This is a genomic window from Pseudomonas sp. E1MeOHC2 (assembly GCF_058745025.1).
Genome location: NZ_CP196675.1, coordinates 1,531,452 through 1,557,907, shown reverse-complemented (window position 1 = coordinate 1,557,907; position 26,456 = coordinate 1,531,452). Strand labels below are relative to the sequence as shown.

The 26,456-nt window shown below is 60.1% G+C and carries 14 protein-coding genes, 2 tRNA genes and 3 rRNA genes; 18 read left to right on the top strand and 1 reads right to left on the bottom strand.

Annotated features, from left to right (window positions below):
* Window positions 1-281: 281 nt before the first annotated feature.
* The 17 genes from ACSSU5_RS06935 to yfiB all read left to right on the top strand — a co-directional run bounded on the left by ACSSU5_RS06935 (window position 282) and on the right by yfiB (window position 23,704).
* Entirely contained in the window at window positions 282-2,006 is a 1,725-nt protein-coding gene (locus ACSSU5_RS06935; protein ID WP_264311553.1) for an acetolactate synthase 3 large subunit, read from the top strand.
* A 1-nt stretch (window position 2,007) separates the two neighbouring features.
* The gene (gene ilvN, locus ACSSU5_RS06930; protein ID WP_003250040.1) at window positions 2,008-2,499 is read left to right on the top strand and encodes an acetolactate synthase small subunit; all 492 of its coding nucleotides are present in this window, start codon (window positions 2,008-2,010) and stop codon (window positions 2,497-2,499) included.
* Between the two features lie 55 nt (window positions 2,500-2,554).
* A complete protein-coding gene (gene ilvC, locus ACSSU5_RS06925) occupies window positions 2,555-3,571 on the top strand; it encodes a ketol-acid reductoisomerase (protein ID WP_027594992.1) in 1,017 nt (338 codons plus the stop codon).
* A gap of 149 nt (window positions 3,572-3,720) precedes the next feature.
* Window positions 3,721-4,572: a CDP-diacylglycerol--serine O-phosphatidyltransferase gene (gene pssA, locus ACSSU5_RS06920; protein ID WP_492560864.1), complete on the top strand. Its 852-nt coding sequence runs from the start codon at window positions 3,721-3,723 to the stop codon at window positions 4,570-4,572.
* Window positions 4,573-4,651: 79 nt separating this feature from the next.
* A complete protein-coding gene (gene msrP, locus ACSSU5_RS06915; RefSeq protein WP_492560863.1) occupies window positions 4,652-5,665 on the top strand; it encodes a protein-methionine-sulfoxide reductase catalytic subunit MsrP in 1,014 nt (337 codons plus the stop codon).
* Window positions 5,665-6,276 carry a protein-methionine-sulfoxide reductase heme-binding subunit MsrQ gene (gene msrQ / locus ACSSU5_RS06910; protein ID WP_264311556.1) on the top strand — a complete coding sequence of 204 codons (612 nt, stop codon included), beginning with the start codon at window positions 5,665-5,667 and terminating at the stop codon, window positions 6,274-6,276. The genes msrP and msrQ overlap by 1 nt, the downstream gene beginning before the upstream one ends.
* 500 nt (window positions 6,277-6,776) lie before the next feature.
* Window positions 6,777-8,313 (top strand): 16S ribosomal RNA (locus ACSSU5_RS06905).
* 77 nt (window positions 8,314-8,390) lie between these two features.
* Window positions 8,391-8,467 (top strand) — tRNA-Ile (locus tag ACSSU5_RS06900).
* 6 nt (window positions 8,468-8,473) lie between these two features.
* Window positions 8,474-8,549: transfer RNA gene (locus ACSSU5_RS06895), tRNA-Ala, on the top strand.
* Window positions 8,550-8,778: 229 nt separating this feature from the next.
* Window positions 8,779-11,670 (top strand): 23S ribosomal RNA (locus tag ACSSU5_RS06890).
* Between the two features lie 135 nt (window positions 11,671-11,805).
* Window positions 11,806-11,921, top strand: a 5S ribosomal RNA gene (rrf, locus tag ACSSU5_RS06885).
* Together the 16S, 23S and 5S rRNA genes with 2 tRNA genes alongside form the textbook arrangement of a ribosomal RNA operon.
* A 148-nt stretch (window positions 11,922-12,069) precedes the next feature.
* Window positions 12,070-15,552: an exodeoxyribonuclease V subunit gamma gene (recC, locus tag ACSSU5_RS06880; protein WP_492560862.1), complete on the top strand. Its 3,483-nt coding sequence runs from the start codon at window positions 12,070-12,072 to the stop codon at window positions 15,550-15,552.
* Window positions 15,549-19,226: an exodeoxyribonuclease V subunit beta gene (gene recB, locus ACSSU5_RS06875; RefSeq protein ID WP_492560861.1), complete on the top strand. Its 3,678-nt coding sequence runs from the start codon at window positions 15,549-15,551 to the stop codon at window positions 19,224-19,226. Before recC ends, recB begins: the two co-directional genes overlap by 4 nt.
* Window positions 19,223-21,298 carry an exodeoxyribonuclease V subunit alpha gene (recD, locus tag ACSSU5_RS06870; protein WP_264311559.1) on the top strand — a complete coding sequence of 692 codons (2,076 nt, stop codon included), beginning with the start codon at window positions 19,223-19,225 and terminating at the stop codon, window positions 21,296-21,298. The genes recB and recD overlap by 4 nt, the downstream gene beginning before the upstream one ends.
* 78 nt (window positions 21,299-21,376) lie before the next feature.
* Window positions 21,377-21,943, top strand: a complete 567-nt coding sequence (yfiR, locus tag ACSSU5_RS06865) for a regulatory sequestration protein YfiR (protein WP_264311560.1) — start codon at window positions 21,377-21,379, stop codon at window positions 21,941-21,943.
* Window positions 21,940-23,208, top strand: coding sequence for a diguanylate cyclase DgcN/YfiN (gene dgcN / locus ACSSU5_RS06860; RefSeq protein ID WP_264311561.1), 1,269 nt, complete (start codon window positions 21,940-21,942; stop codon window positions 23,206-23,208). Before yfiR ends, dgcN begins: the two co-directional genes overlap by 4 nt.
* Window positions 23,209-23,212: 4 nt before the next feature.
* Window positions 23,213-23,704 carry an outer membrane lipoprotein YfiB gene (gene yfiB / locus ACSSU5_RS06855; RefSeq protein ID WP_264311562.1) on the top strand — a complete coding sequence of 164 codons (492 nt, stop codon included), beginning with the start codon at window positions 23,213-23,215 and terminating at the stop codon, window positions 23,702-23,704.
* Window positions 23,705-23,837: 133 nt separating this feature from the next.
* Here yfiB and ACSSU5_RS06850 read toward each other — a convergent pair whose 3' ends face one another.
* Window positions 23,838-24,788, bottom strand: coding sequence for a LysR family transcriptional regulator (locus tag ACSSU5_RS06850; protein WP_492560860.1), 951 nt, complete (start codon window positions 24,786-24,788; stop codon window positions 23,838-23,840).
* Between the two features lie 132 nt (window positions 24,789-24,920).
* Here ACSSU5_RS06850 and ACSSU5_RS06845 point away from each other — a divergent pair, with 132 nt between their 5' ends.
* A complete protein-coding gene (locus ACSSU5_RS06845) occupies window positions 24,921-26,447 on the top strand; it encodes a CoA-acylating methylmalonate-semialdehyde dehydrogenase (RefSeq protein ID WP_492560859.1) in 1,527 nt (508 codons plus the stop codon).
* Window positions 26,448-26,456: the final 9 nt, after the last annotated feature.

Here is a 26,456-nt window from a genome sequence, read left to right as displayed (position 1 = left end):
TTTCTTGACTTGTAGCCGCCAAATCACAAGAATCCAACTTCCGCTGTAGAGGGACTGCCAGAAGCAGACCCGCTAAGCAGATCATGAGGCGCACACCCGCGCCGACCTGTTACACCCCGCAACGCGTTACCTCGCGCTGGGTGGGAAAACCCCGCAACACTCTGGGGCTCTCCCAATACTTGCTCAGTCAGTGCTGACGTTCGCTCATGCTCTGCTTGGCAGTAAACCTATTAAGACCCGTCCACTAGGGACGGTATTCTGGCGTTTTAGAGGTGAACAACGTGGAGCTTTTATCTGGCGCTGAGATGGTCGTCCGCTTTTTGCGTGACGAAGGCGTTAAGCACATCTACGGGTACCCTGGTGGTGCTCTCCTTCATGTTTATGACGCCCTGTTCAAGGAACCGGAAGTCGAACACATCCTGGTTCGTCACGAACAGGCTGCGACCCATATGGCGGACGGCTACGCCCGTGCCACCGGCAAGGCCGGTGTAGTGCTGGTAACCTCCGGCCCGGGTGCGACCAATGCCATTACCGGCATTGCCACTGCCTATATGGATTCGATTCCGATGGTCATCCTGTCCGGCCAGGTGCCTAGCACCATGGTGGGTACCGATGCCTTCCAGGAAACCGACATGATCGGTATCTCGCGGCCGATCGTGAAGCACAGCTTCATGATCAAGAACGCCACCGAGATTCCGGAAGTACTGAAAAAAGCCTTCTACCTGGCGCAATCCGGCCGTCCTGGCCCGGTCGTGGTCGACATTCCAAAAGATATGACCAACCCGGCCGAGAAGTTCGAGTACGTCTATCCGAAGAAGGTCAAGCTGCGCTCCTACAGCCCGGCGTTACGTGGCCACTCCGGCCAGATCCGCAAGGCCGCCGAGATGCTGCTGGCTGCCAAGCGCCCGATCGTCTATGCCGGTGGTGGCGTGATCCTCGGTGGCGGCTCCGAAGCCCTGACCGAAATCGCCAAGTCGCTGAACCTGCCGGTTACCAATACCCTCATGGGTCTGGGTAGCTACCCGGGTACCGACCGTCAGTTCGTCGGCATGCTCGGCATGCACGGCAGCTTCACGGCCAACATGGCCATGCACAACGCAGACGTCATCTTTGCCGTCGGTGCGCGCTTCGATGACCGTGTGGTCAACGGCCCGGCCAAGTTCTGCCCGAATGCCAAGATCATCCACATCGACATCGACCCGGCGTCGATTTCCAAGATGATCAAGGCCGACGTGCCTATCGTGGGCCCGGTCGACAGCGTCCTGACCGAGATGCTTGGCATCCTCAAGGAAATCGGCGAGCAGCCTGACAAGGCCGCCCAAGAAGCCTGGTGGAAGCAGATCGATGAATGGCGTGGCGACGGCGACCTGTTCCCCTACAACAAGGGTGATGGCAGCGTCATCAAACCGCAGACCGTGATCGAAACCCTGTGCGAAGTGACCAAAGGCGATGCCTTTGTTACCTCCGACGTGGGCCAGCACCAGATGTTCGCGGCGCAGTACTACCGCTTCAACAAGCCGAACCGCTGGATCAACTCCGGTGGCCTGGGCACCATGGGCTTCGGTTTCCCGGCGGCCATGGGCGTCAAGCTCAACTTCCCGGATCAGGACGTGGCGTGCGTCACCGGCGAAGGCAGCATCCAGATGAACATCCAGGAACTGTCCACCTGCATGCAGTACGGTTTGCCGGTGAAAATCGTCAACCTGAACAACGGTGTGCTGGGCATGGTCCGTCAGTGGCAGGACATGGCGTACAACGGCCGTCACTCGCACTCCTATGTCGAGTCGCTGCCTGACTTCATTAAGTTGGCCGAGGCCTATGGCCATGTGGGTATCCGCATCACCAGCCTGAAGGACCTCAAGCCGAAGCTGGAAGAGGCTTTCGCGATGAAAGACCGCCTGGTGTTCATCGACATCGCGGTTGACCGTACCGAGCACGTCTATCCGATGCAGATCAAGGATGGCTCGATGCGTGACATGTGGCTGAGCAAGACGGAGCGTACCTGATATGCGGCACATTATTTCCCTGCTGCTGGAAAACGAACCCGGTGCCTTGTCTCGCGTCGTTGGCCTGTTCTCCCAGCGTAACTACAACATTGAAAGCCTGACCGTGGCGCCGACCGAAGACCCGACCCTGTCGCGTCTGACGCTGACCACCGTTGGCCATGACGAAGTGATCGAGCAGATCACCAAGAACCTGAACAAGCTTGTCGAAGTGGTAAAGCTTGTCGACCTGTCGGAAAGTGCTCACATCGAGCGCGAACTGATGCTGGTCAAGGTTAAGGCCACCGGAGCCCAGCGCGCCGAGATCAAGCGCACCACGGATATCTTCCGTGGCCAGATCGTCGATGTGACCGCCAGTGTGTACACCGTGCAACTGAGCGGCACCAGCGACAAACTGGACAGCTTCATCCAGGCCATCGGCACCGCATCGATTCTCGAAACCGTGCGCAGTGGCGTCACCGGCATTGCCCGTGGCGACAAAGTGCTCAGCATCTAAATTCAAAAATTAGCGATGGCTCCGCAGGGGCCGAGATATAACCAGGGGTATTTTCATGAAAGTTTTCTACGATAAAGACTGCGACCTTTCCATCATCCAGGGTAAGAAAGTCGCCATCATCGGTTACGGCTCCCAAGGTCACGCCCAGGCGTGCAACCTGAAAGACTCCGGTGTAGACGTTACCGTCGGTCTGCGTAAAGGCTCGGCCACCGTTGCCAAAGCTGAAGCCCACGGCCTGAAAGTTGCCGACGTGGCTACCGCTGTCGCTGCTGCCGACCTGGTCATGATCCTGACCCCGGACGAGTTCCAAGGCGCTCTGTACAAGAACGAGATCGAGCCGAACATCAAGAAAGGCGCAACCCTGGCCTTCTCCCACGGCTTCTCGATTCACTACAACCAAGTCGTGCCGCGTGCCGACCTCGACGTGATCATGATCGCGCCGAAAGCCCCGGGCCACACCGTTCGCTCCGAATTCGTCAAAGGCGGCGGCATCCCTGACCTGATCGCTATCTACCAGGACGCTTCGGGCAATGCCAAGAACGTTGCGCTGTCCTACGCCGCTGGCGTCGGTGGCGGCCGTACCGGCATCATCGAAACCACCTTCAAGGACGAGACTGAAACCGACCTGTTCGGCGAGCAGGCTGTTCTGTGTGGCGGTACCGTAGAGCTGGTCAAAGCCGGTTTCGAAACCCTGGTCGAAGCGGGCTACGCGCCAGAAATGGCCTACTTCGAGTGCTTGCACGAGCTGAAGCTGATCGTTGACCTCATGTACGAAGGCGGCATCGCCAACATGAACTACTCGATCTCCAACAACGCCGAGTACGGTGAGTACGTCACCGGCCCAGAAGTCATCAACGAAGAATCCCGTAAGGCCATGCGCAACGCTTTGAAGCGGATCCAGGACGGCGAGTACGCGAAGATGTTCATCTCCGAAGGTGCCACCAACTACCCATCGATGACCGCCAAGCGTCGTAACAACGCTGCCCACGGCATCGAAATCATCGGCGAGCAACTGCGCTCGATGATGCCTTGGATCTCGGCGAACAAGATCGTCGACAAAGCCAAGAACTAAGTTTCTTGCAACATGAAAAACGCGGCTTCGGCCGCGTTTTTTCGTTTAGGCAGCCGGCATCTGGTATAAAGCAGACCAGTGGCCTGCCGTCAGAACCTGTTTCGCAGGCCCGTGTCGAACATATTCCATCCTGTTGCAAGGTACCCTACATGAGCGAACGTCCCGAAGAGCCGAACAAGCCCTCCGACGCCGAAAGCCTGCTACCTGTCGATGAGCACGTTGAAGAAGGGCATGACGCCGAAGGGCGAAAGGTCCGGCATCGCGGTATCTATCTGCTGCCTAACCTGTTCACTACCGCCAACCTGTTCGCCGGCTTCTATTCCATCATCAACTCGATGAGCGCGCAGAGTGCCCTGAGCGCCGGTGCCCCGCGCGAGGCAAGCAAGTACTTCGCCTTTGCCGCCATCGCCATCTTCGTCGCCATGGTCCTCGATGGCCTCGACGGCCGTGTGGCACGCATGACCAACACCCAGAGCGCCTTCGGTGCCGAGTACGACTCGCTGTCGGACATGGTCGCCTTTGGTGTCGCCCCGGCATTGCTGGCCTTTGGCTGGGCATTGGGCGACATGGGCAAGGTTGGCTGGATGGTCGCCTTCATCTATGTGGCGGGCGCTGCTCTGCGGCTGGCGCGCTTCAACACCCAGGTGGGTACCGCCGACAAGCGTTACTTCATCGGCTTGGCCAGCCCGGCGGCTGCAGGCGTGGTTGCGGGTACTGTGTGGGCCTTCAGTGACTACGGCATCCAGGGCTCGAAGCTGTCGTTCCTGGTGGCGCTGCTGGTGGCAGCTGCCGGCATGCTGATGGTCAGCAACATCAAGTACAACAGCTTCAAGGAGCTCGACCTCAAAGGGCGCGTGCCGTTCGTGGCCATCCTGGCGGTAGTGCTGGTGTTCGCGGTGGTATTCAGCGACCCGCCCCGCATCCTGCTGCTGATCTTCCTTGCCTACGCAGCTTCTGGGCCGATCCAGTTCCTGCTGCGGTCTCGCCGCCGCAAGTCGTGATAATGATTTAATGCTGGAATAACCCTCCGGCTCCATAGTCTTACTGGTACATCCGTTATCCAGTGCTATGGAGCCGTCCATGCTCATCAAGCTACCTAGATCGTCCGAGTGCAAGGCGTCGGAGATCACCCCCGAAGGCATCTATCTTTCTCGTCGCAGCATGCTCGGTGGTTCGTTGGCGGGCCTTGCCCTGGGCGCGCTGCCGAGCCTTGCGCGTGCGGCCGACCCCAGCCGCTATGCCGATGTCGAAGCGGGCGCCGCACCCGCCTGGTTCAGTGACAAACTTGCGGCCACGCAATGGCAGGCGGTAACGGTCAAGGATGAGGCGATTACGCCCTTCAAGGATGCTACCCACTACAACAACTTCTATGAGTTCGGGCCTGACAAGGGCGACCCGGCTGCCAATGGCGGCAGCTTGAAGACCGAGCCGTGGTCTGTGGTGATTGATGGCGAGGTCGGCAAGCCTGGGCGCTATGCCTTGGAAGACTTCGTCAAGCCCTACCAACTCGAAGAACGCATCTACCGGTTGCGCTGTGTCGAGGCCTGGTCGATGGTCATCCCCTGGCTTGGTTTCCCGCTCGCGCAAGTATTGAAGCAGGTGGAGCCGACATCGAACGCGCGCTATGTGCGCTTCGAGACCTTGAACGACCCACAGCATATGCCGGGGCAACGTTCAGGCTTCGCCTTGATCGACTGGCCTTATAGAGAAGGGCTGCGACTGGATGAGGCGATGCACCCGTTGGCGATTCTGGCGGTGGGTATGTATGGCCGTGAGTTGGCCCACCAGAATGGTGCACCGTTGCGGTTGGTGGTGCCATGGAAGTACGGGTTCAAGAGCATCAAGTCGATCGTGCGGATCAGCCTGGTGGCCGAGCAGCCGCAAACCACCTGGGAGGGGCTGGCACCAGACGAGTATGGCTTCTATGCCAATGTTAACCCTGAGGTCGATCACCCTCGTTGGACCCAGGCGCGTGAGCGGCGTCTGCCAAGTGGTCTGTTCAGCCCCAATGTGCGGCAGACACAAATGTTCAATGGCTACGCCGATGAAGTGGCGTCGCTGTATGCCGGTCTCGACCTGCGGAAGAACTATTGATGCGTTATCCCTGGTTGCGCCTGGCCATCTTTATAGTGGGGAGCGCGTTTCCACTTTGGTGGCTGTATGAGGCAGCAATGAACCTGCTGGGGCCGGACCCTGGGAAAATTCTGATGGACCGGCTGGGCTTGGGCGCGCTGACCTTCTTGCTGGTGACATTGAGCATGACGCCGTTGCAGCGGCTGACGGGGTGGTCGGGCTGGATCGTTGTGCGTCGGCAGCTGGGGTTGTGGTGCTTTGCCTATATCGTGCTGCACATCCTCTGTTACCTGTTCTTTATTCTGGGGCTGGACTGGGGGCAGTTTGCTGTCGAGCTGCGTAAGCGGCCCTACATTATTGTGGGTGCGCTTGGTTTTCTCGGGTTGTTGGCACTGGCGGCAACCTCTAATCGGTACAGCCAGCGTCGCCTGGGTGCGCGTTGGAAGAAGCTGCATAAGCTGGTGTATGTGATTCTTGGGTTGGGGTTGCTGCACTTTCTATGGATTGTGCGTTCCGACCTGCGCGAGTGGGCTATCTATGCAGGTATTGGTGCTGTGCTGATGGCGCTGCGCATTCCCGCGGTGGCACGGCGCGTTCCTCGCGTGATGGGAGGGCGGGGCAGGGCGGTTTGAAACATTCTTGAAATAAAGGGTTGACGCGGTTTCGAATCCCCTTATAATGCGCCCCACTTCCAGCGTAGTTGGAACGAGAAACTCCTTGAGTATCAAAGAGTTAATCGATTCAGGTGATGATGGAAGTGCTTCGATCGAAAGATCGTCAGCGGTTGAAATGGTGGTTGACAGCGCTTCTAAACGCTGTAGAATTCGCCTCCCGCTACGAGAGATCGCAGCGAGTTAAGTGTTTGAAGCTAAACGAGATTCTCGCGAAAAACTTCAAAATAAACGCTTGACAGGCTCTGAGGAAAGCGTAGAATGCGCGCCTCGGTTGAGACGAAAAGCTCTTAACCAAACGCTCTTTAACAAATTGAATCAAGCAATTCGTGTGGGTGCTTGTGAGTATGGACTGATGGTCACAAAGATTATCAGCATCACAAGTGACCATGCGAGAAATCACATAGTCATTTGAGATTGCTGAGCCAAGTTTAGGGTTTCTTAAAAACCCAAGCAGTATTGAACTGAAGAGTTTGATCATGGCTCAGATTGAACGCTGGCGGCAGGCCTAACACATGCAAGTCGAGCGGATGAGAAGAGCTTGCTCTTCGATTCAGCGGCGGACGGGTGAGTAATGCCTAGGAATCTGCCTGGTAGTGGGGGACAACGTTTCGAAAGGAACGCTAATACCGCATACGTCCTACGGGAGAAAGCAGGGGACCTTCGGGCCTTGCGCTATCAGATGAGCCTAGGTCGGATTAGCTAGTTGGTGGGGTAATGGCTCACCAAGGCGACGATCCGTAACTGGTCTGAGAGGATGATCAGTCACACTGGAACTGAGACACGGTCCAGACTCCTACGGGAGGCAGCAGTGGGGAATATTGGACAATGGGCGAAAGCCTGATCCAGCCATGCCGCGTGTGTGAAGAAGGTCTTCGGATTGTAAAGCACTTTAAGTTGGGAGGAAGGGCAGTAAGCGAATACCTTGCTGTTTTGACGTTACCGACAGAATAAGCACCGGCTAACTCTGTGCCAGCAGCCGCGGTAATACAGAGGGTGCAAGCGTTAATCGGAATTACTGGGCGTAAAGCGCGCGTAGGTGGTTTGTTAAGTTGAATGTGAAAGCCCCGGGCTCAACCTGGGAACTGCATCCAAAACTGGCAAGCTAGAGTACGGTAGAGGGTGGTGGAATTTCCTGTGTAGCGGTGAAATGCGTAGATATAGGAAGGAACACCAGTGGCGAAGGCGACCACCTGGACTGATACTGACACTGAGGTGCGAAAGCGTGGGGAGCAAACAGGATTAGATACCCTGGTAGTCCACGCCGTAAACGATGTCAACTAGCCGTTGGAATCCTTGAGATTTTAGTGGCGCAGCTAACGCATTAAGTTGACCGCCTGGGGAGTACGGCCGCAAGGTTAAAACTCAAATGAATTGACGGGGGCCCGCACAAGCGGTGGAGCATGTGGTTTAATTCGAAGCAACGCGAAGAACCTTACCAGGCCTTGACATGCAGAGAACTTTCTAGAGATAGATTGGTGCCTTCGGGAACTCTGACACAGGTGCTGCATGGCTGTCGTCAGCTCGTGTCGTGAGATGTTGGGTTAAGTCCCGTAACGAGCGCAACCCTTGTCCTTAGTTACCAGCACGTTATGGTGGGCACTCTAAGGAGACTGCCGGTGACAAACCGGAGGAAGGTGGGGATGACGTCAAGTCATCATGGCCCTTACGGCCTGGGCTACACACGTGCTACAATGGTCGGTACAGAGGGTTGCCAAGCCGCGAGGTGGAGCTAATCTCACAAAACCGATCGTAGTCCGGATCGCAGTCTGCAACTCGACTGCGTGAAGTCGGAATCGCTAGTAATCGCGAATCAGAATGTCGCGGTGAATACGTTCCCGGGCCTTGTACACACCGCCCGTCACACCATGGGAGTGGGTTGCACCAGAAGTAGCTAGTCTAACCTTCGGGGGGACGGTTACCACGGTGTGATTCATGACTGGGGTGAAGTCGTAACAAGGTAGCCGTAGGGGAACCTGCGGCTGGATCACCTCCTTAATCGACGACATCAGCCTGCTGATGAGCTCCCACACGAATTGCTTGATTCATATGTGAAGACGATCAAGACCCTCTATAGGTCTGTAGCTCAGTTGGTTAGAGCGCACCCCTGATAAGGGTGAGGTCGGCAGTTCAAATCTGCCCAGACCTACCAATATACGGGGCCATAGCTCAGCTGGGAGAGCGCCTGCCTTGCACGCAGGAGGTCAGCGGTTCGATCCCGCTTGGCTCCACCACTCTTGCAGTACCTTGATCAAACTCAGAAATGAGCATTCGCTTCGAATGTTGATTTCTGACTTTTGTCAGATCGTTCTTTAAAAATTCGGATATGTGATAGAAATAGACTGAACACTACTTTCACTGGTAGTGGATCAGGCTAAGGTAAAATTTGTGGGCTCGAAAGAGCAAAACGAATTTTCGGCGAATGTCGTCTTCACAGTATAACCAGATTGCTTGGGGTTATATGGTCAAGTGAAGAAGCGCATACGGTGGATGCCTTGGCAGTCAGAGGCGATGAAAGACGTGGTAGCCTGCGATAAGCTTTGGGGAGTCGGCAAACAGACTGTGATCCAGAGATCTCTGAATGGGGGAACCCACTCAGCATAAGCTGAGTATCTTGTACTGAATACATAGGTGCAAGAGGCGAACCAGGGGAACTGAAACATCTAAGTACCCTGAGGAAAAGAAATCAACCGAGATTCCCTTAGTAGTGGCGAGCGAACGGGGACCAGCCCTTAAGTTGGTTTGAGATTAGTGGAACGCTCTGGAAAGTGCGGCCATAGTGGGTGATAGCCCCGTACACGAAAATCTCTTATCAATGAAATCGAGTAGGACGGAGCACGAGAAACTTTGTCTGAATATGGGGGGACCATCCTCCAAGGCTAAATACTACTGACTGACCGATAGTGAACTAGTACCGTGAGGGAAAGGCGAAAAGAACCCCGGAGAGGGGAGTGAAATAGATCCTGAAACCGTATGCGTACAAGCAGTGGGAGCCTACTTGTTAGGTGACTGCGTACCTTTTGTATAATGGGTCAGCGACTTATATTCAGTGGCGAGCTTAACCGAATAGGGGAGGCGTAGCGAAAGCGAGTCTTAATAGGGCGTTTAGTCGCTGGGTATAGACCCGAAACCGGGCGATCTATCCATGGGCAGGTTGAAGGTTAGGTAACACTGACTGGAGGACCGAACCGACTACCGTTGAAAAGTTAGCGGATGACCTGTGGATCGGAGTGAAAGGCTAATCAAGCTCGGAGATAGCTGGTTCTCCTCGAAAGCTATTTAGGTAGCGCCTCATGTATCACTGTAGGGGGTAGAGCACTGTTTCGGCTAGGGGGTCATCCCGACTTACCAAACCGATGCAAACTCCGAATACCTACAAGTGCCGAGCATGGGAGACACACGGCGGGTGCTAACGTCCGTCGTGAAAAGGGAAACAACCCAGACCGTCAGCTAAGGTCCCAAAGTCATGGTTAAGTGGGAAACGATGTGGGAAGGCTTAGACAGCTAGGAGGTTGGCTTAGAAGCAGCCACCCTTTAAAGAAAGCGTAATAGCTCACTAGTCGAGTCGGCCTGCGCGGAAGATGTAACGGGGCTCAAACCATGCACCGAAGCTACGGGTATCATCTTATGATGATGCGGTAGAGGAGCGTTCTGTAAGCCTGTGAAGGTGAGTTGAGAAGCTTGCTGGAGGTATCAGAAGTGCGAATGCTGACATGAGTAACGACAATGGGAGTGAAAAACTCCCACGCCGAAAGACCAAGGTTTCCTGCGCAACGTTAATCGACGCAGGGTTAGTCGGTCCCTAAGGCGAGGCTGAAAAGCGTAGTCGATGGAAAACAGGTTAATATTCCTGTACTTCCAGTTATTGCGATGGAGGGACGGAGAAGGCTAGGCCAGCTTGGCGTTGGTTGTCCAAGTTTAAGGTGGTAGGCTGAGATCTTAGGCAAATCCGGGATCTCAAGGCCGAGAGCTGATGACGAGTTGCCTTTAGGCGACGAAGTGGTTGATGCCATGCTTCCAAGAAAAGCTCCTAAGCTTCAGATAACTGGGAACCGTACCCCAAACCGACACAGGTGGTTAGGTAGAGAATACCAAGGCGCTTGAGAGAACTCGGGTGAAGGAACTAGGCAAAATGGCACCGTAACTTCGGGAGAAGGTGCGCCGGCGAGGGTTAAGGACTTGCTCCGTAAGCCCATGCCGGTCGAAGATACCAGGCCGCTGCGACTGTTTATTAAAAACACAGCACTCTGCAAACACGAAAGTGGACGTATAGGGTGTGACGCCTGCCCGGTGCCGGAAGGTTAATTGATGGGGTTAGCGCAAGCGAAGCTCTTGATCGAAGCCCCGGTAAACGGCGGCCGTAACTATAACGGTCCTAAGGTAGCGAAATTCCTTGTCGGGTAAGTTCCGACCTGCACGAATGGCGTAACGATGGCGGCGCTGTCTCCACCCGAGACTCAGTGAAATTGAAATCGCTGTGAAGATGCAGTGTATCCGCGGCTAGACGGAAAGACCCCGTGAACCTTTACTATAGCTTTGCACTGGACTTTGAATTTGCTTGTGTAGGATAGGTGGGAGGCTTTGAAGTGGGGACGCCAGTTCTCATGGAGCCATCCTTGAAATACCACCCTGGCAACTTTGAGGTTCTAACTCAGGTCCGTTATCCGGATCGAGGACAGTGTATGGTGGGTAGTTTGACTGGGGCGGTCTCCTCCCAAAGAGTAACGGAGGAGTACGAAGGTGCGCTCAGACCGGTCGGAAATCGGTCGTAGAGTATAAAGGCAAAAGCGCGCTTGACTGCGAGACAAACACGTCGAGCAGGTACGAAAGTAGGTCTTAGTGATCCGGTGGTTCTGTATGGAAGGGCCATCGCTCAACGGATAAAAGGTACTCCGGGGATAACAGGCTGATACCGCCCAAGAGTTCATATCGACGGCGGTGTTTGGCACCTCGATGTCGGCTCATCACATCCTGGGGCTGAAGCCGGTCCCAAGGGTATGGCTGTTCGCCATTTAAAGTGGTACGCGAGCTGGGTTTAGAACGTCGTGAGACAGTTCGGTCCCTATCTGCCGTGGACGTTTGAGATTTGAGAGGGGCTGCTCCTAGTACGAGAGGACCGGAGTGGACGAACCTCTGGTGTTCCGGTTGTCACGCCAGTGGCATTGCCGGGTAGCTATGTTCGGAAGAGATAACCGCTGAAAGCATCTAAGCGGGAAACTTGCCTCAAGATGAGATCTCACTGGGATCTTGAATCCCCTAAAGGGCCGTCGAAGACTACGACGTTGATAGGTTGGGTGTGTAAGCGCTGTGAGGCGTTGAGCTAACCAATACTAATTGCCCGTGAGGCTTGACCATATAACACCCAAGCAATTTGAGCGTAAGACGCCGAATTGTGGTGGTGAAGACGAAATAACCGAAAGTTCGTAACCACAAATATCGCATATCCGAATTCGCTGGGCTGTCCATCTGGGCATTCTGGCTACAGAATTTCTTGACGACCATAGAGCATTGGAACCACCTGATCCCATCCCGAACTCAGTAGTGAAACGATGCATCGCCGATGGTAGTGTGGGGTTTCCCCATGTGAGAGTAGGTCATCGTCAAGATTCATTTCGCAAAACCCCTATCTGCGCGAGCAGGTAGGGGTTTTGTCTTTTGGGCTGGAAAAGAATTGTCGCCATGCCCGCCATAACCCCGGGCATGCCCCGTGATATGGTTCCGCATCAGAATCCACCGCCTCTCAGGGAATGCACAATGGCCAACCCCACCGCCCTCCATCCCGGCTTCATGATCGTGCATGGCAACCGCCTCGACGATTTGCGCAGCTTGGTGGTGAGCTGGATGCGTCGTTACCCGTTGGCGCCATTGGAAAACGAAATTGCGCTGGTGCAAAGCAACGGCATTGCCCAGTGGCTAAAACTGGCGCTGGCCGAAGACCCTGAAGAAGGTGACCTGGGCGGCTGTGGTATCGCCGCTGCGATCGATGTGCAGTTACCCGGCAGCTTCATGTGGCAGCTTTACCGTCGAGTATTGGGCCGCGATGAGATCCCTGAGGTTTCCCTGCTCGACAAGGCGCCGCTGACCTGGCGCCTGATGCGCTTGCTCCCGGCGTTGATCGAGCGCCCGCATTTCGAGCCCCTGCGCCGCTTTCTCACCGACGATAGCGACCTGCGCAAGCGTTACCAGCTTGCCGAGCGCCTGGCCGACCTTTTCGACCAGTACCAGGTTTACCGAGCCGACTGGCTCAAGGATTGGGCTGGTGGCGAACACATCCTCAATACCGCCCGTGGCGAGCGTAAACCGTTGCCGCCCGGTAATCGCTGGCAGGCCGAGTTGTGGCGCGCGCTGCTTGACGATGTCGGCGAGCAGGGCATGGCGCAGAGCCGTGCAGGTGTGCATCAACGTTTCATCGAGCGCATCAACAGCCTGGAGCAGGCACCTGTCGGCTTGCCGTCACGGGTGATCGTGTTTGGTATCTCGTCCCTTCCGGCCCAGGCATTGGAAGCACTGGCAGGGCTTGCACGGTTCAGCCAGGTACTGCTTTGCGTGCACAACCCTTGCCGCCATCACTGGGCCGATATCGTCGCCGACAAAGACCTGCTGCGCCATCAGTACAAACGCCAACAGCGCAAGCAGGGCATGCCCCTTCAACTGGATGACCAGTCGTTGCACCAGCATGCTCATCCGCTGTTGGCCGCGTGGGGCAAGCAGGGCCGTGACTACATCAACCTGCTCGACAGTTATGACGACCCCGGCAGCTATCGCGGTGTATTCAGCGAGGGTCGCATTGACCTGTTCAGCGAAGGTTCGCCGACCACGCTGCTCAACCAGTTGCAAGATGACATTCTCGAACTGCGCCCCTTGGCCGAGACCCGTGAGCTTTGGCCGCCAGTCGACCTCACGCAGGATCGGTCGATACGCTTTCATGTCGCGCACAGCCCGCAACGCGAAGTGGAAATCCTCCACGACCAGTTACTGGCCCGCTTCAGCGCCGACCCTACCCTTCGCCCGCGCGATGTGATCGTGATGCTCCCGGCCATCGACACTTATGCGCCCCATATCCGCGCCGTGTTCGGCCAGTTGCAACGCAACGATCTGCGCTACATTCCGTTTACCCTCACCGATCAAGGCCAACGCGGTCGCGAGCCATTGCTGATTGCCCTGGAGCACCTGCTCAAGCTGCCAGACAGCCGCTTCGCGGTCAGCGAAGTGCTCGATTTGCTCGACGTGCCGGCCGTGCGTGCTCGCTTCGGTATCCGTGAAAGCGACTTGCCAACGCTTCATCGCTGGATCGAAGGCGCCGGTATCCGTTGGGGCCTGAATGCCGAGCAACGCGCCAGCCTGGGCTTGCCTGAAGGGCTAGAGCAGAACAGCTGGCGGTTCGGTCTGCGCCGGATGCTGTTGGGCTATGCCGTCGGCGTGGGTGAGGGCTGTGACGGCATTGAACCCTATGACGAAATCGGTGGCCTGGATGCCGCCCTGATCGGCCCGCTGGTGGCCCTGCTCGATGCGCTGGAAGTCGCGTGTCAGGCATTGGCCCAGCCCGCGACTGTTCCCCTGTGGGGCGAGCGCCTGCACGCCTTGTTGCAGGTTTTCTTCCTGGCTGAAGACGAGCACGACGAGTTTCTGCTGATGCAGTTGCAGGACTTGCGCGACACTTGGCTGGAAGTATGCGAAACCGTCGGCCTGCAGGACTCGCTGCCACTGACTGTGGTCCGCGAGGCGTGGTTGTCTGGCCTCGACCAGGGCAAGCTGTCCCAGCGTTTTCTGGCCGGCTCGGTAAACTTCTGCACCCTCATGCCCATGCGCGCCATCCCTTTCCGGGTAGTCTGCCTGCTGGGCATGAACGATGGTGACTACCCCCGCGCCCAGCAGCCGCTGGACTTCGACCTGATGGCCAGCGACTACCGCCCCGGTGATCGCTCGCGCCGCGAAGACGATCGTTACTTACTGCTGGAGGCGCTGCTGTCGGCACGCGATCAGCTGTATGTCAGCTGGGTCGGGCGCAGTATCCGCGACAACAGCGAGCGCCCGGCCTCGGTACTTATTGGCCAATTGCGCGATCATGTGGCTGCAGGTTGGCGCTTGGCCGGTACAGGCGAACGCTCAGGGCAAGGGCCGGACGAACAGCTGCTGCACGCATTGACGCAGGAGCACCCGTTACAGCCGTTCAGCCCGCGCTACTTCCAGAAGGGCAGCCCGTTGTTCAGTTTCGCCCATGAATGGCAGGTACTGCATCTGCCGGGGCAGGGCATCGCGAAAAACGACCCCGGCCTGCCTCCATACATCGATGATGAAGCGCTGAGCCTGACACAACTGAACGACTTTCTTCGCCACCCGGTGCGGCACTTCTTCAGTCAGCGACTCAAGGTGTTCTTCGAAGCCCTGGAGGCTCCGACCCCAGATGAAGAACCGTTCGTCCTCGATACGCTGCAACGCTACGGCGCCGCCGAGAGCCTGTTGAATGCCGCGCTGGCCGACCCGGACAATGCCGAGCCAGCCCTGCAAGCTCAGGCCCGCCGCCTGCAAGCTTGCGGCCTGTTGCCGCTTGCCGGTTTTGGCCAGCTCCTGCAGGCCGAGTTGATTCAGCCCCTGCCTGATCTGCTGCAGCGCCATCGTCAGTTGTTGCAACGCTGGCCTCTCCTGGTCGAAGGCGCATTGCCTGTTCATTTCGAACACGGCAGGCATCGTCTCGAAGGCTGGCTGGGCCGGGTTTACCAGGCCGATGATCAAAGCCTGCTCAGCATCACCACGGTACCGAACACCATCAGCGCCGGGCGCAATAACTACAAATGGCACCGGCTTATCGCGCCTTGGGTCATGCACCTGGCTGCCTGCGCCGCGGGTTATCCACTGAACAGTGCGCTGGTGGCCAGTGACCTGACCCTGCTGCTCGCGCCTTTGCCGCAGGAGCAGGCGGCGCAATTGCTCGGTGACTTGCTGGTAGCTCGGCAGGCCGCAATGAACGCGCCGCTGCCGGTGGCGGCCAAGACCGCGTTCGCCTGGCTGGCCCAGGACGATACCGACAAAGCGCTTGCCGCTGCTGCCCGCGCCTACGAGGGCGATGAACGCAACAGCTTCGGCGAGCGCAGCGAAAGCATCGCCCTGGCCCGGCAGTTCCGTGACTTCGCCGCGCTTACCGCCGACGAAACCTTTGAAGGCTGGTGCGAAACCCTGTACCGCCCATTGTTCAACGCACCCTGGCAGGCCCTGGGCAACCCGGAGAGTGGCGCATGACCCAGGACCGTCCCCTGGCATTGAGTTTCCCCCTGCATGGCAGCCAACTGATCGAAGCCAGCGCCGGGACAGGCAAGACATTCACCATCTCGGCGCTGTACCTGCGGCTGGTCCTCGGCCACGGCGGCGAGCAGGCCTTTGGCCGCGAGCTGTTGCCCCCGCAGATCCTCGTGGTGACCTTCACCGACGCCGCTACCAAAGAGCTGCGCGAACGTATTCGCGCGCGCCTGGCGGAAGCTGCGCGGTTTTTCCGTGGCGAACTGGATGCAGCCGACCCCCTGCTGCACCAGTTGCGTGACGATTACCCGGAGCAAGCCTGGCCACGATGCGCCAGCCGCTTGGAAATCGCCGTGCAATGGATGGACGAAGCGGCGGTATCGACCATTCACGGTTGGTGTCAGCGGATGCTCCGTGAGCATGCTTTCGACAGTGGCAGCCTGTTCACCCAGACGCTGGAGACCGATCACACCGACCTGCTTGGCCAGGTGATGCGCGATTACTGGCGACGGTTCTGTTATGGCATGCAGGGCGAGGCCCTGGCCTGGGTCCGCGCGCATTGGGCGAGCCCCGATGCGCTGTTACCGCGTATTCGCCCGCTGTTCGGGCGGGTACGGGCACAGCAGGACGAACAAGAGCCCGAGGCGTTGATTCAAGCCGCACTTGGGCAACGTACCGAGCAGTTAGCCCAGCTCAAGGCGCCCTGGGTACAGTGGGCCGATGAGCTGCGGCAGATCTGCCGCGACGCCGTGGCCGCCAAACAGGCCGACGGGCGCAAGATGCAGGCACGCTACTTCGAACCCTGGTTCGACAAGCTGAGCGCGTGGGCCGCCGACGAAACAATTGTCGAGCTCGATCTTGGCACCGGCTTCACCCGCCTGACCCCGGCAGGCATGGCCGAGGCCTGGAAGTCAGGCGAGCCACCCGACCACCCGGGGTTGCACGCCATGCAGACGCTGCAGCAACAACTGCAGGCCTTGGCCAGCCCGGATGCGCAACTGCTCGAACACGCTGCCAGCTGGGTATCGGCGCGTTTCGAAGTGGAGAAGCGTCGGCGCGCCGAAATGGGCTTCGACGACATGCTGCTACGGCTGCAACATGCCCTGGCTAGCGAGGCCGGCGAGCGCCTGGCCGGCCTGATTCGTGAGCAGTTCCCGGTAGCATTGATTGACGAATTCCAGGACACCGACCCGGTCCAGTACGGCATCTTCGAGCGGATCTACCAGATTACCGAGAACCGCACGGAAACCGGGCTGTTCATGATTGGCGACCCCAAGCAGGCGATCTACGCCTTCCGCGGCGCCGACATTTATACCTACCTCGCCGCCCGACGTGCTACCACCGGGCGGCTGCACAGCCTGGACACCAACTACCGTTCGAGCCAGGCCATGGTTGCGGCGGTCAACCAGGTGTTCCTCCAGGCCGAGACGCGAAGCCAGGGGCGAGGGGCGTTCCTGTTCCGTGAAGCCGAAGACAACCCGCTGCCGTTCATCGAGGTCCGGGCCAAAGGCCGTGGCGAACACTTACTGGTGGACAGCCAGGCATGCGCAGCCCTGCAGTGCTGGCAACTGCAGAGCGAAGAGCCGGTTTCGAGCACCCTTTACCGCCAGCAGCTGGCTGCCAGCTGCGCTACCCATATCGTCGCGCTGCTCAACGGCGGGCAGCAGGGCACGGCGGGCTTCCGTAACGGCGAAGGTGAATTACGCCCATGCCTGCCCTCGGACATCGCCATCCTCGTGCGCGACGGCCACGAGGCACAGATGATTCGTGCCGAACTGGCCGCCCGTGATGTGCGCAGCGTGTACCTGTCCGACAAGGACTCGGTGTTCGCGGCCCAAGAGGCGCATGACCTGCTGGCCTGGCTCAAAGCCTGCGCCGAGCCGGATTCGGAGCGCCTGCTCAAGGCCGCCCTGGCCAGCCTCACTCTCGACCTGTCGCTGGCCGCGCTGGACAAGCTGAACCAGGACGAGCGGGTCTGGGAAGACTGGGTCATGCGTTTTCGTCGTTACCGCGATACCTGGCAGCGCCAGGGCGTGCTGCCGATGCTGCGGCACCTGTTACACGACTTCCAGTTGCCGCGCACGCTCATCACCCGCAGTGATGGCGAGCGCGTGCTGACCAACCTGCTGCACCTGGCCGAACTACTGCAACAAGCGGCAGGTGAGTTGGATGGTGAACAGGCATTGATCCGCCACCTGGCCGAGCATCTGGCCAGTTCCGGCCAGGCCGGTGAAGAACAGATCCTGAGGCTGGAGAGCGATGAGCAACTGGTAAAAGTGGTCACCATCCACAAGTCCAAGGGCCTGGAATACCCCTTGGTCTACCTGCCGTTCATCTGCACCAGCAAGCCGGTGGACGGCACCCGCCTGCCTCTGGCGTGGCATGACAGCGAAGGCAACGCCCACCTGACCCTGACACCTGACCAGGAACAGATCGCCCGGGCTGACGACGAGCGCCTTGCCGAAGACCTGCGCCTGCTCTACGTCGCCCTGACCCGTGCCCAGCATGCCTGCTGGCTTGGCGTCGCGGACCTGAAGCGGGGCAACCAGAAGAGCTCGCAGTTGCACCGTTCGGCGTTCGGCTACCTGTTGGGTGGTGGCCTCGCGCTGCCTGGCTCCGGGCAACTGGCGGACTGGCTGCAGGCGTTGGCATCCGCCTGCCCGTACATTGAATGCGCGCAATTGCCACTGGCCGACGATCAGCTGTATCGCATGCCGCATGCCGAGCGTGAGCTGCTGCCCGCGCGCAAGCCCCGCCGGGCGGCCGCCGAGCATTGGTGGATTGCCTCCTATAGCGCCCTGCGCGTCGGCGATCAGACCCTCGGCGCCGACAGCTCACAGGCCCAGCAACTGCTGGATGACGAAGTGGTCGACGCCCAGGTGCTGCGCGAGGTGCCGGCTGAAGGTGGCGATATCCACCGCTTCCCACGCGGGCCAAACCCCGGCACCTTCCTCCATGGCCTGCTGGAGTGGGCCGGCCGTGAAGGCTTCGGCGAAGTCAGCGGCAACCCCGAGCTGATCGAGCGCATGGTCGGCCAGCGCTGCAATCGCCGTGACTGGACCGGCTGGATCCCGACCCTGACGCCGTGGTTGAGTCAGTTGCTGAACGAACCGCTGCCTGTTCTGGCCCACGACGTGAGTCTCACCCTTGCGCAACTGCGTCACTACCAGATCGAAATGGAGTTCTGGTTCGCCAGCCATCAGGTCGACGCCGAACAGCTCGATCTCCTGGTGGCGCGCCACACCCACCCTGGCCAGGCGCGCCCGGCAGCGCAACCGACGCTGCTCAATGGCATGTTCAAAGGCTTCATCGACCTGGCCTTCGAGCTGGACGGGCGCTACTACGTGGCCGATTACAAATCCAACTGGCTGGGCCCGGACACCCAGTCCTACGACACCTTGGCCATGGAAAAGGCCATCCTTGAGCATCGCTACGACTTGCAGTACGTGCTGTATCTGCTGGCCCTGCACCGCCAACTGCGCGCCCGGCTGCCTGATTACGATTACGACCGCCATGTCGGCGGCGCCCTGTTCATCTTCCTGCGCGGTGCCTGCAGCAGTGGCCATGGCGTGTACTTCGCCAAGCCACCGCGGGTGCTGATTGAAGCACTGGATGCGCTGTTCCGTGGTGAGCAGGCGCCCGAACCGCAAGACCTGTTTGCCGGAGCTGCGCCATGAGCCGAACCCTCACCGACCTGTTGCCTACGCCGCTGCACGCCGAACACCTGCTGGCCCTGGCGCCGCAGCGTGACAGCGCAGACCTGTTGCAACTGCTGGACCGTTGGGTCGAGCGTGGTTGGCTGCGTGCCCTCGACCGTGCGTTCGTGTCTTTTCTCGAAGAACGCGCCCCAGCGGGCGACCCCTTGCTGTTGCTGGCGGCAGCCCTGGCAAGCCATCAGCTGGGCCACGGCCATGTCTGCCTGGACCTGAGGCAGACCTTGGCCGAACCAGACTTCGCCCTGTCGCTGCCGCCGGAAGGCGATGCCTTGATCGGCCCCTTGCTGCTGCCTTCGCAACTGCTTGCGGACCTTGACCTTGACGCCTGGCGCCAGCGCATCGCTGCCAGCCCGTTGGTCGCCAGTGGTGACACACCAGGCCAGCAGGCACGGCCACTGGTGCTCAGTGGCGAGCGTCTGTACCTGCGTCGCTACTGGAGCTACGAGCGGCGTATCGACCACAACCTGCGCCAGCGCCTGAGCCAGGACGAGGCGGCGCCTGCCGATTTGCCCGCGCGCCTGGCACAGTTGTTCGACGAGGGCGCCGTTGCCGGTCAGGTCGATTGGCAAAAGCTTGCCTGTGCCCTGGCTACCCGGGCGGGCTTCAGCATCATTACCGGCGGCCCCGGCACCGGCAAGACCACCACGGTGGTGCGTCTGCTGGCCTTGCTGCAGGCACCGGCGGTGGAGCAGGGCAGGCCTTTGCGCATTCGCCTGGCCGCGCCTACCGGCAAGGCAGCTGCGCGCTTGACCGAGTCCATCGGCCAGCAGGTCGAGCGTTTGCAGGTCAGTGCTGCCGTGCGCGGGCAAATCCCCAGCGAGGTCAGCACCGTGCACCGGCTGCTGGGCAGCCGCCCTGGGTCGCGGCATTTCCGCCATCACGCGGGCAATCCGTTGCCACTGGACGTGCTGGTGGTCGACGAGGCCTCGATGATCGACCTGGAGATGATGGCCAACCTGCTCGATGCGCTGCCACCCCGTGCACGGCTGATCCTGCTCGGTGACAAAGACCAGTTGGCGTCGGTCGAAGCGGGTGCGGTACTGGGCGACTTGTGCCGGGATGCCGAAGAAGGCTGTTACTCACCTGCGACCGAGGCGTGGTTGGAGCACATCGGCGGCCAGTCGCTGCAGGGCAGTGGTCTTGTGCCCGGTGATGCACAGCGCAATCCGCTGGCTCAACAGGTGGTGATGCTGCGTTTCTCCCGGCGCTTTGGCGAAGGCAGCGGGATTGGCCAATTGGCTCGGCTGGTCAACCGCCAGGAATCGCATGCGGCACGCAACCTGCTCGCCATGCCGCCGCCTGATGTGAACGGCCTGTCGCTGAAAAACGAACAGGACCGTGCCTTCGATCGTCTGCTGCTCGACGGCCTCAACCGTGGCGCCGAGGGCCCTCAAGGTTATCGCAGTTACCTGCGGGCCCTGGGGCGCTACCGGCCGGCACCTGACACCGCTTATGACGACCCGCTCTGGGAGCAATGGGCGAGCAAGGTGCTGCACAGTTTCGAGGACTTCCAGCTGCTCTGCGCGGTACGCCGGGGCGCCTGGGGGGTCGAGGGCCTCAACGAACGCGTGGCGCGGGTGCTGCACAATGCCGGGTTGATCGACGCCCAGCAGCCCTGGTATGAGGGCCGGCCCGTGCTGGTGACCCGCAACGATTATGGCCTGGGCCTGATGAACGGTGACATCGGCATCGCCTTGCGCCTGCCGGATGAGCGGGGCGAGCCGTTGCTGCGTGTCGCCTTCCCGCGCAACGACGGCAACGGCGGGGTGCGTTTCGTCCTGCCGAGCCGGCTCAACGAAGTGGAGACCGTGTTCGCCATGACGGTGCACAAGTCCCAGGGCTCGGAGTTCAGCCATACCGCCCTGGTGCTGCCGGACGCACTCAACCCGGTGTTGACCAAGGAGCTTGTGTACACCGGCATCACCCGGGCCAAGCATTGCTTCAGCCTGGTCGAGCCACGGCAGGGCATATTCGAAGAGGCGGTGTCGCGCAAGGTGCGGCGGATCTCCGGCCTGATGCTCGAACAGGTCTGACGCTGGGCGCCAGGTACGGTAAGCGGCCATGTGCTATCGTTGCGCCAACATCTGAAAGGAATTCGAGAGATATCCCACATGACCGTGGCCGGGAGGCGATTGACGAGCTGTACGCTTTCGCTGTTGCTGGCCATCCTGTCGCTACTAGCAGGCCCTGCCTGGGCGCAAACCTCAGCAACCGGCGTGCAGGCACAACAACGTGCCAAGGCCGTCACCCAGGTGGTGCTGGGGATCTTCAGTTACGCCCGCTGGCCCGTCGAGCCTGCGCCCTTGCGCCTGTGCCTGGTCGGCCCTACCGAGTATGCCGACGACCTGATCAAGGGGCATGTGCAGGAGTCCGGGCGGCCCCTGCAGGTGCGTCGTCTGCTGGCAGAGGATGCACAGGTCGCCCAGGCCTGTGATGCCATCTACATCGGCAAGCTCGATCAGGGCCAACGCGATCAGTTGTTCCAGCGTGTCAGCGGTCACCCGGTACTGAGCATCAGTGAGGCGGACGACCCCTGTACCGTCGGCAGCCTGTTCTGCCTGCGGGTGAGCGATCAGCAGGTCGCCTTTGAAGTGAACCTCGACTCCGTGGCGCGCTCCGGCGTCCGTATTCACCCCAGTGTGCTGCAATTGTCGCGGCGCCGAGGTGCGCAGCCATGAAAACTGGCAACAAGCGCGTTCGCCCGACCCTGCGCTCGGTACTCGGTCGTGGGCACCTCAGTGTCGCCCTGCTCGCCGTGGGCCTGGTGGGTATTTCGCTAACCCTGCTGGGCGTGCTTGCCCTGCAGGTGTATGCCAACCACAACCTGCACCTGATCGCCCGCTCCATTACCTACACCGTGGAAGCTGCCGTGGTGTTCGACGACCGCGTCGCGGCCAATGAAGCGCTGGCACTGATCGCCAGTATCGAAGAAGTGGCCGACGCCAAGGTCTTCAACAACGAGGGCGAGCAACTGGCCCACTGGCAACGCAACGACAGCGGCCTGCTCGCGCACCTGGAAACCCAGGTCGCTACTGCGCTGCTGGACGAGCCGGTCAACCTGCCGATTCTTCACCACCAGCAAAAGGTCGGGCACATCGAGCTGATTGGCCAGGGCCGTAGCCTGTTGCTGTTCCTGCTCGGCGGTTTGGGCGGGATCCTGTTCTGCATGGTGCTCAGCGCCGTTGTCGCCCTGTACCTGTCACGGCGCCTGCTCGGTGACCTCGTTCGCCCACTGCGCGGGTTGGCCAGCGTGGCCCACGCCGCCCGTCGCGAACGTCGTTTCGACCGTCGCGTCCCGGAAGCGCCGATTGCCGAGCTCAACGAGCTGGGCAACGACTTCAACGCCTTGCTCGATGAGCTGGAGGTATGGCACAGCCACCTGCAGAGCGAAAACCAGACGCTGGCCCACCAGGCCAGCCACGACAGCCTGACCGGCCTGCCCAATCGCGCCTTTTTCGAAGGGCGCCTTAGCCGCTGCCTGCGCAACGCGGCGCGGCAGCAGGATCATCTGGCGGTGCTGTTCCTCGACAGTGACCACTTCAAGCAAATCAATGACAGCCTCGGCCATGCGGTGGGCGATGAAGTGTTGATCAGCGTTGCCGACCGCATCCGCGCCCAACTGCGTGAGCACGACCTGGTGGCACGCCTGGGCGGTGACGAGTTCGCGGTGTTGCTGACGCCGCTGCAGTCACGCAAAGACGCCGAACACATCGCCGAGAAGATCGTCGCCAGCATGAAACTGCCGGTGCAACTGGACAGTGGCAGCAGCATTGCCACCTCGCTGAGTGTCGGCATCGCCTATTACCCCGTGGATGGCACTGACCCTGCCAGCCTTCTCGACGCCGCCGATGCGGCAATGTACCAGGCCAAGCGTAAACGCCGTGGCCATTGGCAAGTGGCGCAGACGGAACGGTCCGCCACCGAAATCAAGAACAGGAGCTGAACCCGTGATGCATCGTTTGCGTTTTCCCCTTTGGGCTTTGTTGCTCGCCATGTTGGCGCTTACCGGTTGCCAGAGTGCCCCGCCCAAGGGGCTGACTGCCGAGCAGATCGCCGTGCTCAAGCGCGAAGGCTTCGCCCCGACCGATGAGGGCTGGGCCTTCGATCTGTCGGGCAAAGTACTGTTCGGCAGTGACCTGGACAGCCTGAACGGCCCGAGCCAGGCCATCGTCGAGCGAATCGGCAAGGCGTTGCTGGGCGTCGGTATCCAGCGCGTGCGGGTGGATGGCCACGCGGATGCGACGGGCAGGGCGGCCTATAACCAGCAATTGTCCGAGCGCCGGGCACAGAGTGTGGCCAGAACGCTGATCGGGGTCGGCATGCCAGGGCAGAACATCCAGACGCGTGGCCTGGGCAGCACCCAGCCAGTGGCGAGCAACCGCAGCAGTGCCGGGCGCACCGAAAATCGACGGGTGTCAATTGTGGTGGCGTCGTACTGAGCGACCTCTGTCTGGCCTACTCGGATCTGAGATGGCCAGAGTGCTGATTGAATGATATGGAGCGGGGGCCGCGTTGCGGCCCATCGCAGGCGAGCCAGCGCCTACCTGTACGGCGCCCTACTTGAGAGCAGCATTACTCCTGAGCAAAGCGTATTTCGCGGGTTTCCCCCATCAGTAACGGCGCATTCGCCTCCGTCACCCCACGGATGTAATCCCATAACAGGGTTATCCGCTTCAACTTGCGCAAATCCTCCCGGCAGTACATCCAGAACTGCCGCGTCACCTCGATCTCATCCGGCAACACCGTCACCAACCGCGGATCCTGCGCCGCCAGAAAACACGGCAAGATCGCCAGCCCACGCCCCTGCAACGCCGCGGTGTACTGCGCAATCACGCTGGTACTGCGCAAATGCGCGTTGGCATTGGGAATCAGGTTGGCCAGGTACAACAGCTCCGAACTGAACGCCAGGTCATCCACATAACTGATGAAGGGATGCTTTGCCAGGTCCCCCACCTGCCGGATCGGCGCGTGGCTGTCCAGGTACGTCTGGGTCGCGTACAGCCGTAGCCGGTAGTCGCACAGCTTGCAGCACACATACGGGCCGTGTTCAGGCCGCTCCAGGGCAATGACGATGTCCGCCTCGCGCTTGGACAGGCTGATGAAGTGCGGCAACGGCAGGATATCCACCGAAATGGCCGGGTACGCATCGACGAAGTGGCTCAGTTGCGGCGTGACGAAAAAGCTGCCGAAGCCTTCGGTACAGCCCATGCGCACATGCCCCGACAGCGCCACGCCCGAGCCCGACACCTGCTCGCACGCCATGTGCAAGGTGCTTTCGATGGACTCGGCATACCCCAGCAAACGCTGGCCTTCGGCGGTAAGCACGAAACCGTTGGTCCGGGACTTTTCGAACAGGAGCGTGCCCAGCGCACCCTCAAGCGAGGTGATGCGCCGTGACACGGTGGTGTAGTCGACGCTCAGGCGCTTGGCGGCGCTGCTGGCTTTGCGGGTGCGTGCCACTTCGAGGAAGAACTTGAGGTCGTCCCAGTTGAGCGCGCTCAGGGATGTGAGGTCTTTTTGCATGATGATCCGGTTTTTTTGTGCGTTCTTGTTGGATGTTTGCACATCTATACTCGAAAAAAGCCCCTGGACGCCACCTTGCGTTTGCACGGCGCTGGCGATCTCGACCCGACAATAATTCCAAGGAGAACCCAGATGAACGCACCTCAATCCCCCGACCAGACCAAGGTCGCGCAGGTCAAGCTGCTGATCGATGGCCAATGGGTCGAATCCAAGACCACAGAATGGCGCGACATCGTCAACCCGGCCACCCAAGAGGTGCTGGCGCGGGTTCCGTTCGCCACCGTCGAGGAAGTCGATGCTGCCGTGGCCGCTGCCCACCGCGCCTTCCAGACCTGGCGTAACACCCCGATCGGCGCGCGCATGCGCATCATGCTCAAGCTGCAGGCGCTGATCCGCGAACACACCAAACGCATCGCCCAGACCCTCAGCGCCGAGCAGGGCAAGACCCTTGCCGATGCCGAAGGCGATATCTTCCGCGGCCTGGAAGTGGTCGAGCACGCTGCCTCCATCGGCACCCTGCAGATGGGCGAATTCGCTGAAAACGTCGCTGGCGGCGTCGACACCTACACCCTGCGCCAACCCATCGGCGTGTGCGCGGGCATCACCCCGTTCAACTTCCCGGCCATGATCCCGCTGTGGATGTTCCCCATGGCCATCGTCTGCGGCAACACCTTCGTGCTCAAGCCTTCCGAGCAGGACCCGCTGTCGACCATGATGCTGGTCGAGCTGGCGCTGGAAGCTGGCGTGCCGGCCGGTGTGCTCAACGTGGTGCATGGCGGCAAGCAGGTGGTGGATGCGATCTGCACCCATCAAGACATCAAGGCGATCTCGTTCGTCGGCTCCACCGAAGTCGGCACCCACGTCTACAACCTGGGCAGCCAACACGGCAAGCGTGTGCAGTCGATGATGGGCGCGAAGAACCACGCGGTGGTACTGCCCGACGCCAACCGCACCCAAACCGTCAACGCCCTGGTCGGCGCGGCCTTTGGTGCTGCCGGCCAGCGCTGCATGGCAACCTCCGTGGCGGTGCTGGTGGGCAAGGCCCGCGAGTGGCTGCCGGACATCAAAGAGGCGGCGAGCAAGCTCAAGGTCAATGCCGGCTCTGAACCTGGCACCGACGTCGGCCCGGTGGTTTCCAAGCGTGCCAAGGAGCGGGTGTTGGGCCTGATCGAAAGCGGCATCAAGGAAGGCGCCAAGCTCGAACTCGATGGCCGCGACGTTACGGTGCCTGGCTATGAGCAAGGCAACTTCGTTGGCCCGACCCTGTTCTCCGGGGTGAAAACCGACATGCAGGTCTACACCCAGGAAATCTTCGGCCCGGTGCTGGTGACCCTGGAAGTCGACACCCTCGATGAAGCCATCGCCCTGGTCAACAACAACCCGTTCGGCAACGGCACCGGCCTGTTCACCCAGAGCGGCGCGGCCGCGCGCAAGTTCCAGAGCGAGATCGACATCGGCCAGGTCGGCATCAACATCCCGATCCCGGTGCCGGTGCCGTACTTCAGCTTCACCGGCTCGCGCGGCTCCAAGCTCGGCGACCTGGGCCCATACGGCAAGCAAGTGGTGCAGTTCTACACTCAGACCAAGACTGTCACCGCTCGCTGGTTCGATGACGACAGCGTCAATGACGGTGTGAACACCACCATCAGCCTGCGCTAAGGAGTTCGC

Coding starts and splice junctions, on each gene's coding strand:
- ilvN (WP_003250040.1), top strand. CDS start 2,008: ATGCGGCACATTATTTCCCTGCTGCTGGAAAACGAACCCGGTGCCTTG.
- ilvC (WP_027594992.1), top strand. CDS start 2,555: ATGAAAGTTTTCTACGATAAAGACTGCGACCTTTCCATCATCCAGGGT.
- pssA (WP_492560864.1), top strand. CDS start 3,721: ATGAGCGAACGTCCCGAAGAGCCGAACAAGCCCTCCGACGCCGAAAGC.
- msrP (WP_492560863.1), top strand. CDS start 4,652: ATGCTCATCAAGCTACCTAGATCGTCCGAGTGCAAGGCGTCGGAGATC.
- msrQ (WP_264311556.1), top strand. CDS start 5,665: ATGCGTTATCCCTGGTTGCGCCTGGCCATCTTTATAGTGGGGAGCGCG.
- recC (WP_492560862.1), top strand. CDS start 12,070: ATGGCCAACCCCACCGCCCTCCATCCCGGCTTCATGATCGTGCATGGC.
- recB (WP_492560861.1), top strand. CDS start 15,549: ATGACCCAGGACCGTCCCCTGGCATTGAGTTTCCCCCTGCATGGCAGC.
- recD (WP_264311559.1), top strand. CDS start 19,223: ATGAGCCGAACCCTCACCGACCTGTTGCCTACGCCGCTGCACGCCGAA.
- yfiR (WP_264311560.1), top strand. CDS start 21,377: ATGACCGTGGCCGGGAGGCGATTGACGAGCTGTACGCTTTCGCTGTTG.
- dgcN (WP_264311561.1), top strand. CDS start 21,940: ATGAAAACTGGCAACAAGCGCGTTCGCCCGACCCTGCGCTCGGTACTC.
- ACSSU5_RS06850 (WP_492560860.1), bottom strand. CDS start 24,788: ATGCAAAAAGACCTCACATCCCTGAGCGCGCTCAACTGGGACGACCTC.
- ACSSU5_RS06845 (WP_492560859.1), top strand. CDS start 24,921: ATGAACGCACCTCAATCCCCCGACCAGACCAAGGTCGCGCAGGTCAAG.